Source organism: Nonomuraea sp. NPDC049646 (genome assembly GCF_044465525.1).
Lineage (GTDB): Bacteria > Actinomycetota > Actinomycetes > Streptosporangiales > Streptosporangiaceae > Nonomuraea.
The window spans coordinates 27,498-42,032 of record NZ_JBITLU010000019.1 but is presented as its reverse complement, the minus strand read 5'-3'; the positions used below and the strand labels follow the sequence as shown (position 1 = coordinate 42,032).

Genomic DNA, 14,535 nt, shown 5'->3' with positions numbered 1-14,535 from the left:
CGGTCCCGGCCGCCCCCCTCCGCGGCCGGGACCGTGGCGATCAGGCGCCCCCGCGGCTCCTGGCGACGACCTCCTCCGTGGTGAGCGGCGCCTTCGGGTGGTGCGTCAGGCACATGGGCACCCGCGCCTTGGCGAACCCGCCGCCCTCACCGGCCACGTAGAACTCGCCCGCGCCCAGCCGGGAGATGTCCGGCACGTCGCCGCCCCCCTTGAACTGGGCCATCTCCCTGGCCGCGCTGATCTGGATCGGGGCGTTCAGCAGGCCGAAGAACTGCGTGGCGCAGTTGCCCGGGATCTGGTTGTGCAGCCCCTTGGGCGCCTGCGTGGCGAAGACCAGGCCCAGGCCGTACTTGCGGGCCTGGGAGGCGAGCAGCACCGTGCTGCGGGTGGAGACCGACGCGCCTCCCGCCGCGGGGGCGAACGTCTGCGCCTCGTCCATGACGAACAGCGCGCCCAGCGGGCGGTCCTGGGCGGGATGCCGCTTGAACCAGACGAACAGCTCCATCTGCAGCCGGCTGACGAAGCTCTGCCGCTGCTCCAGGCCCGGCAGCCCGGCCAGGCTGATCACCGAGACGCGGGCCCGCCTGCCCGGCGGCGGCGTCACCAGCAGCCCGGGATCGACCGGCTCGCCGGCCCCGCCGAACAGCGGGTCGTTGTCCATCGCCGCGGTCAGCGACTGGGACAGGTCGGCCGCGATGCGCCGGGCGCTGGCCAGCTCGCTCACCCCGTCCGGCAGGTCGGCCAGGTACGCCGCGAACCCTCTCAGACTGGTCGCGCCGCCGCCTCCGTAGGCGGCCAGGGCCCGCCGGAGCACGGCCTGCCCGCGCAGGGCCTTGTCGGTGTTGGCGTCCAGCCTGACCCGCGGCACGATGAACGCGACCGCGGCCTCGACCGCCTCGGCGAACTCGTCGGGGTCGCCGGCCAGGCTCGCCAGGTCGGGCAGCGGCTGGAAGCTCAGCGGGCGTCCGCCGGTCCGCCCCGGCGTCCAGACGGTCACGTCGGTGGCCGCCAGGTACTCCTCGGCGCGGCGGGCGTCGCCCTGCGCCCACGTGCGCGGCGGCTCTGGCCAGGGCTCGTCCAGCCGGGCCAGGTCGTTGTTCGGGTCCAGCACGATCGAGGAGACGCCGCGCAGCGCGCACTCCTCGACCAGCCGCCTGATCAGCACGGTCTTGCCGGAGCCGGAGCCGGCGAAGATCGCGGTGTGCTTGCGCAGCGCCTCCAGCGCGATCGTCACCGGCTCGCCGTCCGCGATCCGCCGTCCGATCGTCAGGGAGCGGTCCTGGTCGCCGCCGTCCTGGCGCCGCGCCGTGGCAGGGGCCTCGGGGGCCGGGCCGGCGGGAACGCTCCACGCGTCAGCCAGCGCCTCGGTGAGGAAACCGATCCCGGACGTCGGCCGCCGCGCGGCGAGCCAGGCGGCCAGCTCCGGCGGGCTCTCCGCGACCAGCGCCCGCAGCGCCGCCAGGACCAGCAGGTCGTGGCGGCTCATCCGCAGCGTCCTGCCGCCCGCCCGCTCGAAGGCCGCGACGGCCGCCTGCGTCGCCGTCCCTGGCGACCATGGGGTGTCGCGCAGCAGGAACAACCGCCGTTTGGGCACCTCCGCGTCGAGCCCGGCCGCCACGCACGCCTTGCGGAGGCGGTTCAGCGCCGCGTTGCCGTGCGTCGCGCTGACCGCGCGGAAGGCCCAGTGGACCTCGTCCTCCCTGCTCTCGTCGAGCGTGCGGCGCAGCCGGGCGTGCAGCGGGGGCTTGGCGCTCGGCGGCGGGTCCACGCTGAAGGCCCGGCCGGCCGGACCCTGCTCGGCGATCCACGCGTGCAGCCCGGCGGCCAGCAGGGCGGGCATCGCGGTGTCCTCACCGGCCTGGTCGATCACCGGAGCCTGCGCGGCCTCCAGCAGCTCGGCGAAGCGGGCGTCGAGCGCGCCGAGATCGGCAGGGACGGCATGGTCGGCGGGGACGGCATGGTCGGCGGGGCGTGCGGGCGGCCGGGTTCGCGGCGCCGCCTCCGCCGCGAACCCGGTCAGCTCCCTGACCTCGCCGTCCATGAGGCAGGCGTGGACGTGCCGGTCGATCCGGATGAGCAGCTCGCGCGGCGTGAACCCGGGCGCCTGCTCGAACGCCTCCGGCCGGACCGGCCAGGTCGGGTAGGGCGGCTTGACGCCCGCCTCGCCGTACTGAACCTCGAAGCGCGTGGCGACCAGGGCGCGGGCGGTGGCGGCGTCGGGGATGGTCATGAGCTGGGCCGCCTGGCGGAAGCGGTCGCGCACGGTGTCGACCGCGACCCGCTCGATGAGCGCCCACGTGGCGGGGATGCAGGTCACGACCGTCAGCGTCCGGCGGGTGACCTCGCGCAGCGCCATCAGTCCGCCCGCGATGCGCTCGATCATGAGCTGCTCGGCCGGGTCGTGCTCGGCGGGGCCGGAGGTGGTCGCCCGGGACTGCGCGACGAGCGGGTCGATCTGGTCCACCGCGACGATCGTGGGCCCGGTGAGCGCCATCAGCCGCGACAGGTCCCGGACGATCTCCTGCGGCGTGCGCCCGAGCTGCCGGATGCCCCAGCGGGCCCGCTCGCCCGGCTCGCCCTCGGGCGCCGACGACAGGTACGACTCCCCGAGGTCCTGAAGGCCCGGATCGTCGCCGGCCAGCAGGACCAGGGCGCGCGCGGCGTCCTGGCTGTCGCGGCCGACCTGGCCTGCGACGCGGCGGAACGCGGTGACGAAGGCGTCCAGCTCGTCCCTGGTCAGGCCGCGCTTGCCGGTGATCGAGCGGCGGGCCATGCGGGACAGCCCCGCCATGATGGCCAGGCGGTCCAGGAGCACGGTGAGCTGCGTCTGCCCGTCGTGGCGGGGCCGGGAGAGGCTGTCCAGCAGGGAGACCACGATGCTCTCCCAGAACCCCTTGGCGTCCAGCAGGCCGACCAGGACGAAGTAGCCGTCCTCGCGCTGGGCGCGTTCGCGCAGCCAGCCGAGCAGGTGGGTCTTGCCGGTGCCGCGCTGGCCCTGCACGACCACGCCGATGGGGCTGCTCTCGGGCCGGTGGGCGGCCTCGGCCAGCCCGTCGAGCAGGATCTTCGTCGACGCGCCGTGCAGGCCCTCGACGTGGAAGGGGGAGCGGCGCCACACGTCGTCGGCGCCCTCGGTGTAGTTGAACGTCAGCGCGGCCAGGTCCGCGAGGCCGCCGCCGCTCACAGGTCGCCGATCCACAGCAGATGCTTGTCCTGCCCGCCTATGATCACCGCCGCTTCGCGGTCCTCGGGCGTGAGCGTCTTCTGGTTCGACTCCGGGACCAGGTTGACGTCCGGGAGGCGTTCCATCAGGACGAGCGTCTCGTCCACCTCGTGCCTGGGCACGGCGGGGAGCAGCCGCCGGAGCGGGGTCAGGCTCACCCACGAGCCGGGCGCGGCGGCCAGCTCGGCGTACGCGGCCCGGATGCGCGACTCCAGGCCGGCGGGGAGGACGTCCGGTTCGGGCTGGAAGATCTCCGACAGCCGCTGGTCGGTGCGCCGCATGAACCGGGGCAGCCATTCGAGCAGGGCCCGCGCGATGGCCCCCGACGAGCCGGTCTGCGGCGGGATCGCCCCGGCCCGCAGGTCCTCGGCCAGCCTGGCCCAGCCGGAGTCGGTGAGCACGTGCACGAAGGCGCGTCCGCGCCGGGGCTGCCGGCTCTCGACCAGCTTCAGGTCGTTGAGCTTCAGCCGCCGCTGACCGTCGATGGTCAGCTTGTAGTGCTCCTTGAGCTCGCTGTTGGAGACCTCGCGGGCTTCGACGGCCAGCACCAGCAGGGCAGTGAACTCGGGCAGGGTCAGCCCTTTGTCCGGCATATCTCATCCTTCCGCTCTGCGGCGGTTCCGCAGAAACTGGCCGATCTGACGGACGACGGTGTCCATGTCAGTCATCACCTGAGCATCGGGAAAGCGCAGCACGGCGTAACCGTCGAGTTGCAGGAGCACGTCCCGCTGCCGGTCGGCGGCGAACTTGGCCGGAGCCCGGTGGTCGGGGCCGTCGATCTCCACGACGCACCGCTCCCGCTCCCAGAGCAGGTCCACCCGGATCGGCACGGCCAGCGGGCCCGGCCGGTACGTCTGGTTCCAGGCCCGGCCCCCGGCCCACGCCCGCCCGGACAGGGCGGCCTCCAGCGCCAGCTCGCTCGCGCTGCCAGGATGCGGCCTGCCCGCCACCGGCGGATACGCGACGGCGGGCGCCCGATCGGCGGTCGCCGGAACCAGGACGGCCTCCCGGACGCCACCTGCGACTGCCGGGAGCGGGCCCGTGGCGGCCGGGCTCGCAGAGGAGGGGTTCGCGGTGAGCGAGTTCGCGATGAGCGGGGTGGCGGTGAGCGGGTTCGGGGTGAGCGGGTTCGCGGGGAGCAGGGGGGCGGGGAGCGGGTTCGGGGTGATCGGGGTGGCGATCGTTCGCACGCGGTCGTCGTGCAGGGGCGCGCCCGTCAGCCAGACGCCGGCCCGGCCCCGGTGCGCCAGCCACTCGCACCCGGCGACCAGCACGTCCCGGGCCGCCGCGCCGAGCCCGTCCGGCACCCGCACCAGGACCGCCAGCCGGGCCCGGCCGAAGCTGTCGGCCAGCACCCTGGCCAGCCCCGCCGCCCGGACCTCCGGCGCCAGCCCGCTGGGACCGCCCGTCAGCGCCCGCCGGGCCAGCTCGGCGAGGAAGGGGCCGAAGTGGCCGGTCACCGAGGCCCTGCGCAGGGCCAGCGCCCGGACCGCGGCCACGTTCACCCCGGACGGGCCCTCGACGCCCTCGGCCCCCGGCAACCAGGCCGGGAACAGCGCGATGGCCGCCTTGTCCAGCTCACGCAGGACGGAGGCGGCCAGGTCGGCGACGGAACGTTCCTCGGCGGCGAAGTAGGTGACGACGGCCGGGGCGTCGTCCGGCAGGGGATCGAGGGCCGGCGCCAGGGCGTCGGGGTCGGCGTCGAGCCGTACCACCTGGCCGATCGGCAGCTCTGCCCACGACGGCACGGCTTCCCTGCCCTCACAAGATCGGAAACTTCGGCACTTGGGAGGGTAACCCCGTCCCTATCGGGCTGTCACCCAGACCGGGGACGCACCCTCCACGGACGGGACGTGGGCGCGGGTCAGCAGGGCCTGGGACACGCTCGCCTTCACCAGGGCCGCCGTCCGCACCACCGGGACGAGCGTGAGCGCGAACAGCAGGCCCACCGCCGTGTTGAACACCACGAACGGCACGGTCCCGGCGCCGAGGCCGAGCAGGGCGGGCAGGCCGCCGTCCACGCCGGGGATCGCGGCGATCGCCCAGCCGTAGAGCGGGAAGGTCAGGCCGAGCACCGCGCCCGCCCACCACACCGCGCTCACGACGGCGGCGGCCAGCGAGACCGGGAAGGCGATGATCGCGTGCAGCAGGTCCATCGCCGCCTGGCCGGAGGCCAGCGGGTTCATCATGCGGCGGAAGGAACCCGCCCCCGCGGGGGTCTGCGCGTAGCGGGGGCGGGCGATCGGGTGGCCGAGCACGCCGGGCAGCGCGGCGCGCTCCAGGTCGGCGAAGTGGCGGGCCATGGCGGCGGTGGCGGCCAGGACGGGCAGCCCGGCGAACACGACCGCCGTGCCGAGACCGGCCGAGACTCCGGCGACGGCGAGGGTGAAGGAGGCGGCGGCCGCCGGGAGGCCGAGCAGGACGTAGCGGGTGTCGGTGGCGACGCGGTGCCGGAGGGTTGTCATGGCCATGACGCTACGGGCCCGGCGGGGGAGCGATCGATCCTGGCGGCGGGCCATTGCGTGGTAGGGCAGGCCCTACCACCACCCCCGGCGGACCACCGCGGCCTGGTCTCGATCACGGTCCTGTCGCGACCGGCCCGGCCGGATCGCGGGTCCGCGCTACCGCGGCTGGTCCACCCGGATCACGGTCAGCTCCTGCGGGCGCACCGGCTCCCGGCAGTGCGCGCACACCGTGAGCGGCTCCAGGGGCTCGCCGCACGAGTGGCGCCACACGGTGGGCGGCTCGCCCTCGGTGACGTACCGGTCGCCCCAGTCCATGAGGGCGAGCAGCACCGTGTGCAGGGCCTGGCCCGCCTCGGTGAGGACGTACTCGTGGCGCGGCGGGTGCCGCTCGTACGGCACCCGCTCCAGCAGGCCGACCTCGACCAGCTTGCGCAGCCGGGCGGTGAGGATGTCGCGGCTGGCGCCGGTGTTGCGGGCGATCTGGTCGAAGCGGCGCACCCCGAGCATGATCTCGCGCATCGCCAGCAGGCTCCACCGCTCGCCCACGACGGCCAGCGCGTTGGCGATCGAGCACTCTCTCGGGCGGGACAAGGCCCCTCCGTTCAGGTAGGTCCGGATTTCCAACTTACCATCAGGCGGCCCGTCCGGGGATGGCGGCGAGCAGCTCGCGGGTGTAGTCGGCCCGCGGCGAGCCGAAGATCTCGGCCGCCGTGCCACTCTCCACGATCCGGCCCGCCTGCATCACGTGCACCCGGTGCGAGATCATCCGGACGACGGCCAGATCGTGGCTGATGAACAGGTAACTGAGCCCGAGGTCGCGCTGCAGCTCGGCGAGCAGCTCCAGGATCTGGGCCTGGACCAGCACGTCCAGCGCGGAGACGGCCTCGTCGAGCACGACCAGCTCGGGCGAGAGCGCCAGCGCCCGCGCGATGGCCACCCGCTGCCGCTGGCCGCCGGACAGCTCGTGCGGCAGCCGCCCGGCCACCGACGCTGGCAGCGACACCTTCTCCAGCAGCTCGGCGACGGTCCGCGCGCGCTCGGCCGGGGTGCCCACGCGGTGCACGCGCAGCGGCTCGGCGATCGACTTCTCGACCGTGTAGCGGGGGTCGAGCGAGGCGTACGGGTTCTGGAAGACCGGCTGGACCCGGCGGCGGAAGGCGAACAGCTCCCGGCGGCCGAGCGAGGTCAGGTCGGTGCCGTCGAACAGGATCCGGCCGGAGGTGATGCCGTCCAGGCCGAGCAGCAGGTTGGCGGTGGTCGACTTGCCCGAGCCCGACTCGCCCACGATCGAGACGGTACGTCCGCGCGGGATCGTGAAGGAGACCCCGTCCACCGCCGTGAACTCCCCGGCGCCCCGCAGCGGGAACACCTTGCGCAGGTCCTCCACCACGACCAGGTCCCCGGCGCCCCCCTGGGCGCTCTCCTCGGGGCCGGGCTCGGCCACCCGCACCGACGACAGGCTCGGCACGGCCTTCAGCAGCCGCCGGGTGTACTCGTGCCGCGGGTCGGCCAGCAGCTCGGCCGCCGGGCCGGTCTCCACGATCTCGCCCCGGTACATGACCGCCACCACGTCGGCCCGCTCGGCGGCCAGCGCCAGGTCGTGCGTGATGAGGAAGACGGCCGTGCCCATCTCGGCGGTGAGCTGCCCGAGCTGGTCGAGGATGCGCCGCTGCACGGTCACGTCCAGGGCCGAGGTCGGCTCGTCGGCGATGAGCAGCTTGGGCCGGCAGGCCAGGCCCATGGCGATGAGCGCCCGCTGCCGCATGCCGCCGGAGAACTCGTGCGGGTACTGCCCGGCCCGCCGCTCCGGCTCGGGGATGCCGACCATCTCCAGCAGCTCCGTCACGCGCCCGCGCGCCGCCCTGCCCGCGGCCAGGCCGTGCACCTCCAGGGCCTCGGCGATCTGGTCGCCGATGCGCATGAGCGGGTTCAGGTTGGACATCGGGTCCTGGGGCACCAGGCCGATGCCCGCGCCCCGGACGGCGGTCATCTCGCGCTCGCTCACCCCGGCCAGGTCGCGGCCGTCGAACAGCACCTGGCCGGTCGTGATGCGGCCGCCCGCGGGCAGCAGCCGGTTGACCGCGGCGGCCGTGGTGGACTTGCCCGAACCCGACTCGCCGACGACGGCCACGGTCTGTCCCGGCAGGATCTCCATCGAGACGTTCCTGACGACGGTGACGTCCTGCTTGCGGGTGCGGAAGGCGACGGAGAGGTCGCGGATCTCCAGGAGCGGGGTCATGCGGTCCTCGATCGGTGGGTGATGGCCTGCAGCAGGCCGGTCCAGAGGGCGTCGGTGGGCGTCGGCGCGGCCGGGGTCAGCAGGCGGTTGCTCGCCAGCGCGATCGCGACGTCCCGGCCGGGGACGAACCCGACGGCGCACCCGACGTAGCCGGGGTGGCCGAGCACGGTGACGGTCTCCTCCCGCAGGTCGAGCCGGTAGGTGCGGAAGCCGAGCGCCTGACCCGGGTCGGGGCCGGGGGTGAAGAACTCGCGGGCCACCTCGGGCCGCCACAGCCGGTCGTGCTCCTCGTAGCGGGACAGCGCGCTCGCGTACCGCAGCAGGTCCGGGACGGTGGAGAACAGCCCGGCATGGCCCGACACGCCGCCGAAGGCGTGGTAGGCGTTGCCGTCGGCGACCTGGCCGAGCACGGGCTCGTGCCGCCAGCCGGCGAAGTCCGCGCCGCGGAAGGGCACCGGGTACGGCTCGGAGGTGTCGAGCATGCGCCTCTCGACCCGGTCGTCCAGGGCGCTCATGGCCGCCTCGGGCCCCGCCGGGCGCGCGTACGTGGTGTCGGCCAGCCCGAGCGGGCCGGTGACCAGCTCGGCCACCGCCCGGTCCAGCGACGTGCCGGTGACCGTCTCGACCAGCCGGCCGAGCAGGATGAAGCCCAGGTCGGAGTAGTGCCGTGCGCGGCCGGGCGCGTAGCGCGGAGCGGGCATCCGCGGGTCGAGGTACATCGGCCACCACTCCCACAGCCCGGCCCGGTGCAGCAGCAGGTCCCGCACGCTGACCTGCTCGGGGCAGCCCTCCGGCAGGTACGCGGCCGCCCGCCCGTCCAGGTCCACCAGGCGGTCGGAGACCAGGCGGACGAGGGCCGTCGTGGTGGCGACGACCTTGGTGACCGAGGCCAGGTCGTGGTACGTGCCGAGGGTCATGGGGGCCTCGCCGGCGAGCGCGCCGCCGTCCGTCCGGCGCACGGTGCGGTGGCCGGTGCACTCGGTCAGGTCGAACCACGGCGTGCGGGCCGCCCGTACCAGGCCCGCGGGCGGGCCGGGCTCGGGGCTCGCCGGCCCTGGGCTCGTCGGCGCGGGGTTCTCCGGCCCTGGGCTCGTGGGCTCTGGGCCGGGCGGCGCGGCGGGGGCCGGGGTCATCGGCGCAGCACCAGCGAGCGCGGCGGCGTGGACAGCGGGGCGGGCAGGACGAGCGGGCCCGCGCCCGGCGTCAGCGTGCCGAGCACCCGGGCGGCCTTCGCGCCCGTGCCGCCGGGGACGGTGCCCGGCAGGCCGTGGGCGGTCAGCCAGCCGATGAGCGCGAAGGCGATGGCCTCCTTGTCGTCGGCCGGGGCGCCGAGCTCGTCGGACAGCGACACCCGCACGCCGGGCAGGGCGGCGCGCAGGCCGTCCATGATGACCGGGTTGCGGCAGCCGCCGCCGGAGACGACCAGCACGTCCACGCCCGCCGCGGCGACGTCGGCCGCCACCGTGCGGACCGTCAGCTCGGTCAGCGTCGCCACCAGGTCCGGGCCGGACGGCTCGCGGCCCGCCCTGGCGATCGCCGCCTCGACGTAGGCCAGGTGGAACAGCTCCTTGCCGGTGCTCTTCGGCGCGGCCAGCCGGTAGTACGGCTCGTCGAGCAGCACGTCGAGCAGGCGCTCGTCCACGTGGCCGGAGGCGGCGATCCGGCCGTCCTCGTCGTAGCCGCGCGGGTTCAGGCCGCGGCCGGCCACCACGGCGTCGACGAGGGCGTTGGCCGGGCCGATGTCGTAGGCGCTCAGGCCGCCGTCGCGCACGACGGTCATGTTGGAGATGCCGCCCAGGTTCAGCGCCGCCGCGCCGCCGGTGCCGCCCGTGCCTCCCGTGCCTCCCGTGCCGCCCGCGCGCCCGTCCGACAGCAGGCCGCCGAGCAGCAGGTCGTCGAGCACGGAGACCAGCGGGGCGCCGTGCCCGCCCGCGGTGATGTCGCGGATGCGCACGTCCGACAGCACGGGCGCGCCGGTGCGCTCGGCGATCCAGGCGGGCTGGCCGATCTGCAGGGTGCCGCGCGCGTGCGCGCCCTCCACCCAGTGGAAGACCGTCTGGCCGTGGGAGACGATCAGGTCGGCCGGACCGGCCTGATCGGCCGCCGCCGCGGCGGCCTCGGCGAAGCACTGGCCGATGAGCGTGTCCAGCACGCACACCTCGGCCAGCGTGACGGGCGCGGGCGGCAGCGCGGCCACCAGCCGGGCGCGCAGTTCGTCCGGGTACGGGGTGCTCGCGGTGTGCAGCACGCGGCCGGTCAGCACGTCGCCGTCGAGGCCGAAGTCGACCAGGGCCACGTCGATGCCGTCGTGCGAGGTGCCGGAGATCATGCCGAGGATCTTCATGCCGGCTCTCCCAGCGCCGCGCGCAGCCGTCCCTCGCTGCGGTCCAGCAGCGCCGCCGCCTCCCGCGGCCCGAGCCCGAGCCGGGCGCCGAGCACCGCCTGCTTGACGTTGAAACCGTGCTGGTCGAGCACTCGTTCCGCCTCCTCGCGGTCCACACCGGCGATCGTCCGCACGATCCTGATCGCCCGTTCGCGTAGCTTGCCGTTGCTGGCCTTGACGTCGACCATCAGGTTCCCGTACGTCTTGCCGAGCCGGACCATGACGATGGTCGAGAACATGTTGAGCACGAGCTTCTGCGCCGTGCCCGCCTTCAGCCGGGTCGAGCCGCTGACCACCTCGGGCCCGACCAGCACCTCGATCGCGTGCTCGGCCTCGGCGCTGAGCGGGGTGCCCGGGTTGCAGGACAGGCCGGCGGTCAGCGCGCCGCGCTCGCGGGCCCGCCGCACCGCGCCCAGCACGTACGGCGTCCGCCCGCTGGAGGCGATGCCCACCACCGTGTCCAGCGGCCCGATGCCGGCCGCGTCGATGGCCGCCGCGCCGGCGTCCGCGTCGTCCTCGGCGCCCTCGCACGGGTGCACGATCGCCCGCTCGCCGCCGGCGATGACGGCGAAGACCTGCTCGGGCGGGGTGCTGAAGGTGGGCGGGCATTCGGAGGCGTCCAGGACGCCGAGCCGGCCCGGCGTGCCCGCGCCCACGTAGACCAGCCGGCCGCCGGCCCGTACCAGCTCGGCGGCGGCCTCGATGGCCGGGGTGATCTGCGGCAGCGCCGCGGCGACCGCGGCGGGGACGGTGGCGTCGGCCGCGTTCATGGTCGCGGCGAGCTCGGCCACGCTCATGGTGTCGATGCCCGCGAAGCGCGGGTCGGCCGATTCCGTGGTCAGTTCTGAGAGGTTCACCGCTTGCCTCGGGTTCTGGGGTCGAGAGTGTCACGCAGGCCGTCGCCGAGCAGGTTCAGGCCCACCACCAGCAGCACGACGACCGCGCCCGGCGCGATGAGCGTCCAGGGGGCGACGAACACCAGGCTGCGCGCCTCGAAGATCATCGAGCCCAGCGAGGGGGCGGGCGGCGGCGTGCCCAGGCCGAGGAAGCTCAGCGACGCCTCGGTCAGCACCGCCCACGACAACGACAGCGCCACCTGGATGACGATGATCGAGGTGATGTTGGGCAGCACGTGCCTGAGCATGATCTGCCAGCGGCTCTGGCCGGTGGAGACCGCGGCCTTGACGTACTCGATCTCCCGGAGGGAGAGCACGGGGCCGCGCGTGACACGGATGAAGATGGGGACGTACACGATCGCGATGGCGACGGCGACCGTGAACCAGTTGCGGTCCAGCACCGAGGCCAGCGAGAGCGCGAGCAGCAGCGGCGGGAACGCGAACAGCACGTTCGTCACGCCGCCGATGGCGCCGTCGGCGAAGCCGCGGTAGAAACCGGACACCAGGCCGCCCAGCGTGCCGACCACGGTGGCGAAGGCCACCGCGACCACCGCGATGAGCGCCGAGTTGCCGACCCCGGCCGCCACCCGGGAGAAGACGTCCCGGCCGAACTGGTCGGTGCCGAACAGGTGCGTCCCGGACGGCGACAGGAACCGCTCGGGCGGGTTCTGGGCGATCGGGTCGTAGGGGAGCAGCCCGGCGTACGACAGCGCCGCCACCACGGCCAGCACCAGCAGCACGACCGTGCCCGCCAGCATGGCGGGGCTCCTACGCAGCGCGGTCACGACGCCCTCACCCGCGGGTCGATGATCCGGTACAGCCCGTCGGTCAGCAGGTTGACCAGCACGAACGCCAGCGCGATGACCAGGACCGTGCTCTGCACGACCGCGTACTCCTTCTGCTGGATGCCGAGCAGCACCTGCCGGCCGACGCCGGGCACGGAGAAGATCTGCTCGACCACGACCGCGCCGCCGAGCAGGTAGCCGAACTGCAGCCCGGTCATCGTCACGATCGGCACCAGCGCGTTGCCCAGCACGTGCCTGACCTGAAGGCGGCGCGGCGGGACGCCCTTGGCGCGGGCGGTGCGCACGAAGTCCTCCGAGCGCACCTCCAGCACCGCCGTACGGGTGGTGCGCAGGATCGGCGCGGCGATGCCGAAGCCGAGCACCAGCGCGGGCAGGAACATCTGCTGCAGGTTGAGCAGCGGGTCCTGCGTGAGCGTGGCGAAGCCCTGGCCGTTGGGGTTGAAGCCGAACGACGCCGCGAAGATCGACAGCAGCGTCGTGGCCAGCAGGAACGCCGGGACCGACAGCCCGGCCAGGCTCACGACCTGGCCGAAGGCGTCCCGCGGCGAGTTCGTCCTGGACGCCGACAGCATGCCGAGCGGCACGCCCAGCAGCAGCGCCAGCACGATCGAGAACACCGCCAGCTCGAACGTCACCGGCAGCGAGTGCAGCGTCATCTCCAGCACGCCCTGCTGCGAGCGGGCCGAGTAGCCGAAGTTGCCGGTGAGCATGTTGCCCAGCCAGGAGAAGAACTGCGTGACCGGCGACTGGTCCAGCCCGTAGTACTGCTCCAGGGCCACGCGCTGCGCCGGGGTGAGGGCCGCCGCCTCCGTGCCGAGCCCCGCGGTGATCTGGTCGCCGGGGATCGCCCGGAGCATGACGAAGACGAACACGGCCACCCCGAACAGGGTGCCGATCGTCGAGGCCACGCGCCGGACGGCCCGGTTGGCGAGGATCCGGCGCATCAGGCGACGGACGTCGTGCGCAGGTACTGCAGCGACCCGCTGACCATCGGGACGAACCCGGACACGTTGGAGGTGGTGCCGGTGTAGGTGTAGCTGGTGAACAGCCAGATCCAGGGCGCGTTGGCCTCCAGCTCGGCCGAGACCTTCTCGTAGATCGCCTTGCGGGCGGCCGGGTCGGTCGTGGCCTTGCCCTCGGCGAACAGCTTGTCCAGCTCCGGCGAGCTGTACCCGGCGACCTTGTTCAGGTTGCCCTTGCTGGTGAAGTAGCGGCCGTAGGAGCCGTCGGGGTCCGGGCGCCCGCCGTTGAGCGCGACGGCGGCGTCGAAGTCGGCCGCCACCCAGCGGTCCACGAACGCGCCGGACTCCAGCACCTCCAGGTCCAGGGTGATCTTGGCCTCGGCGAGCTGCGCCTTGAGGTTCTGGGCCTCGTTCACGGAGGTGGCGTACTCGCCCTGGGAGACGATGGCCTTGACCGTCACGCCGCCGGACTTGCCCGCCTTGCCGAGGTACTCGGCGGCCTTGGCCAGGTCGCGGGCCGGGCAGGGACGCTTGGCCGGGTCGGACTTGAAGGCCGGGGCGGTGATCGGCCCGGTCACCTCGCCCTCGCCGAGCGCGGCGGTGTCGAGCACCTGCTTGCGGTCGATCGCGCACTGGATCGCCAGGCGCACGTTGACGTCCTTGAGGTCGCCGCGCTGCGCGTTGAGCTGGAGGGCGTGGTAGCTGAGCTGCGGCGTCTTGGTGACGGTGATCGTGCCGCCGCCCTGCGCGGTCTGGGCGACCAGCGGGTCGTTGAAGACCGCGAGCTGCACGTTGCCCGACTGCATGGCCGAGACGATGGACGACTCGTCCGGGATCACCCGGAACTCGACGCTGCTCACCTTCGGCTTCTCGGCGCCCCAGTACTTGTCGTTCCTGGCCAGCGTCAGCGACTGGCTCGGGACGCGCTTGCCCAGCGTGAACGGGCCGGTGCCGTTGGGGGTGGCGTTGAGCTTCTCCTCGGTGTCGTCGGAGGAGAGCATCGCCATGTTGACGGTGGCCAGGTTCGCCGGGAGCGCGGCGTCGGGCCCGGTCAGCTCCAGCACCACCGTGCTCTCGTCAGGGGCCTCGACGGACTTCACCGACGCCAGCGACGCCCGCGCCACGGCCGCCGTCTTCTCGTCCATGATCTTCTCCAGGGACGCCTTGACGTCCTTGGAGTCGAAGGCGCTGCCGTCGCCGAAGGTCACGCCCTTGCGCAGGGTGAGGGTCAGCTTCCTGCCGTCCTCGGCGGCCTGCCACGACTCGGCCAGGCCCGGCACGACGTTCAGGTCCTTGTCGAACTCGGTGAGGGTGCCGTAGATGTTCTGCAACACGTTCACGGCCGTGAACTGGGTGGCCTTCCAGGGGAAGAGCGTGTCGGGGTCGGAGGTCACGCCGACGACCAGGGCGCCGCCGGACTTGCCCGTGGCGCCGGTGCTGGTCGCGGGCCCGGAAGATGATGAACAGGAGGTCAGGGCGATGGACAGCACTGCGGCGGCGCCGATCGCGGAGAGCGCGCCACGGGGCATGTGGTCTCCTCAGGGGCAGTAGGTCATAAAAT

At 73.9% G+C, this 14,535-nt stretch carries 12 protein-coding genes; all 12 read right to left on the bottom strand.

Going from position 1 to position 14,535, the window contains the following annotated elements; all coding sequences use genetic code 11:
- Positions 1–40 precede the first annotated feature (40 nt).
- On the bottom strand, positions 41–3,199 hold the full coding sequence (locus ACIBQ8_RS41165) for a helicase HerA domain-containing protein (protein ID WP_397194746.1): 3,159 nt from the start codon (positions 3,197–3,199) through the stop codon (positions 41–43).
- Positions 3,181–3,816: a hypothetical protein gene (locus ACIBQ8_RS41160; RefSeq protein WP_397175391.1), complete on the bottom strand. Its 636-nt coding sequence runs from the start codon at positions 3,814–3,816 to the stop codon at positions 3,181–3,183. The genes ACIBQ8_RS41165 and ACIBQ8_RS41160 overlap by 19 nt, the downstream gene beginning before the upstream one ends.
- A gap of 3 nt (positions 3,817–3,819) precedes the next feature.
- Complete coding sequence (locus tag ACIBQ8_RS41155) at positions 3,820–4,971, bottom strand: endonuclease domain-containing protein (protein WP_397175393.1); 1,152 nt, start codon at positions 4,969–4,971, stop codon at positions 3,820–3,822.
- A 57-nt stretch (positions 4,972–5,028) separates the two neighbouring features.
- Entirely contained in the window at positions 5,029–5,688 is a 660-nt protein-coding gene (locus ACIBQ8_RS41150; RefSeq protein ID WP_397175395.1) for a sensor domain-containing protein, read from the bottom strand.
- A 156-nt stretch (positions 5,689–5,844) separates the two neighbouring features.
- A complete protein-coding gene (locus tag ACIBQ8_RS41145; protein ID WP_397175397.1) occupies positions 5,845–6,279 on the bottom strand; it encodes a winged helix-turn-helix transcriptional regulator in 435 nt (144 codons plus the stop codon).
- 40 nt (positions 6,280–6,319) lie between these two features.
- Positions 6,320–7,927, bottom strand: coding sequence for an ABC transporter ATP-binding protein (locus ACIBQ8_RS41140; RefSeq protein ID WP_397194745.1), 1,608 nt, complete (start codon positions 7,925–7,927; stop codon positions 6,320–6,322).
- Positions 7,924–9,060 carry a serine hydrolase domain-containing protein gene (locus ACIBQ8_RS41135; RefSeq protein WP_397194744.1) on the bottom strand — a complete coding sequence of 379 codons (1,137 nt, stop codon included), beginning with the start codon at positions 9,058–9,060 and terminating at the stop codon, positions 7,924–7,926. The genes ACIBQ8_RS41140 and ACIBQ8_RS41135 overlap by 4 nt, the downstream gene beginning before the upstream one ends.
- Positions 9,057–10,271 (bottom strand): anhydro-N-acetylmuramic acid kinase, encoded by a 1,215-nt coding sequence (locus ACIBQ8_RS41130; protein ID WP_397175401.1) that lies wholly within the window; start codon positions 10,269–10,271, stop codon positions 9,057–9,059. The genes ACIBQ8_RS41135 and ACIBQ8_RS41130 overlap by 4 nt, the downstream gene beginning before the upstream one ends.
- Entirely contained in the window at positions 10,268–11,167 is a 900-nt protein-coding gene (gene murQ / locus ACIBQ8_RS41125; protein ID WP_397194743.1) for an N-acetylmuramic acid 6-phosphate etherase, read from the bottom strand. The genes ACIBQ8_RS41130 and murQ overlap by 4 nt, the downstream gene beginning before the upstream one ends.
- A complete protein-coding gene (locus ACIBQ8_RS41120) occupies positions 11,164–11,991 on the bottom strand; it encodes an ABC transporter permease (protein ID WP_397175405.1) in 828 nt (275 codons plus the stop codon). Before ACIBQ8_RS41120 ends, murQ begins: the two co-directional genes overlap by 4 nt.
- Positions 11,988–12,956: an ABC transporter permease gene (locus ACIBQ8_RS41115; protein WP_397175407.1), complete on the bottom strand. Its 969-nt coding sequence runs from the start codon at positions 12,954–12,956 to the stop codon at positions 11,988–11,990. Before ACIBQ8_RS41115 ends, ACIBQ8_RS41120 begins: the two co-directional genes overlap by 4 nt.
- Positions 12,956–14,503: an ABC transporter substrate-binding protein gene (locus tag ACIBQ8_RS41110; RefSeq protein WP_397194742.1), complete on the bottom strand. Its 1,548-nt coding sequence runs from the start codon at positions 14,501–14,503 to the stop codon at positions 12,956–12,958. The genes ACIBQ8_RS41115 and ACIBQ8_RS41110 overlap by 1 nt, the downstream gene beginning before the upstream one ends.
- Between the last annotated feature and the right edge of the window lie 32 nt (positions 14,504–14,535).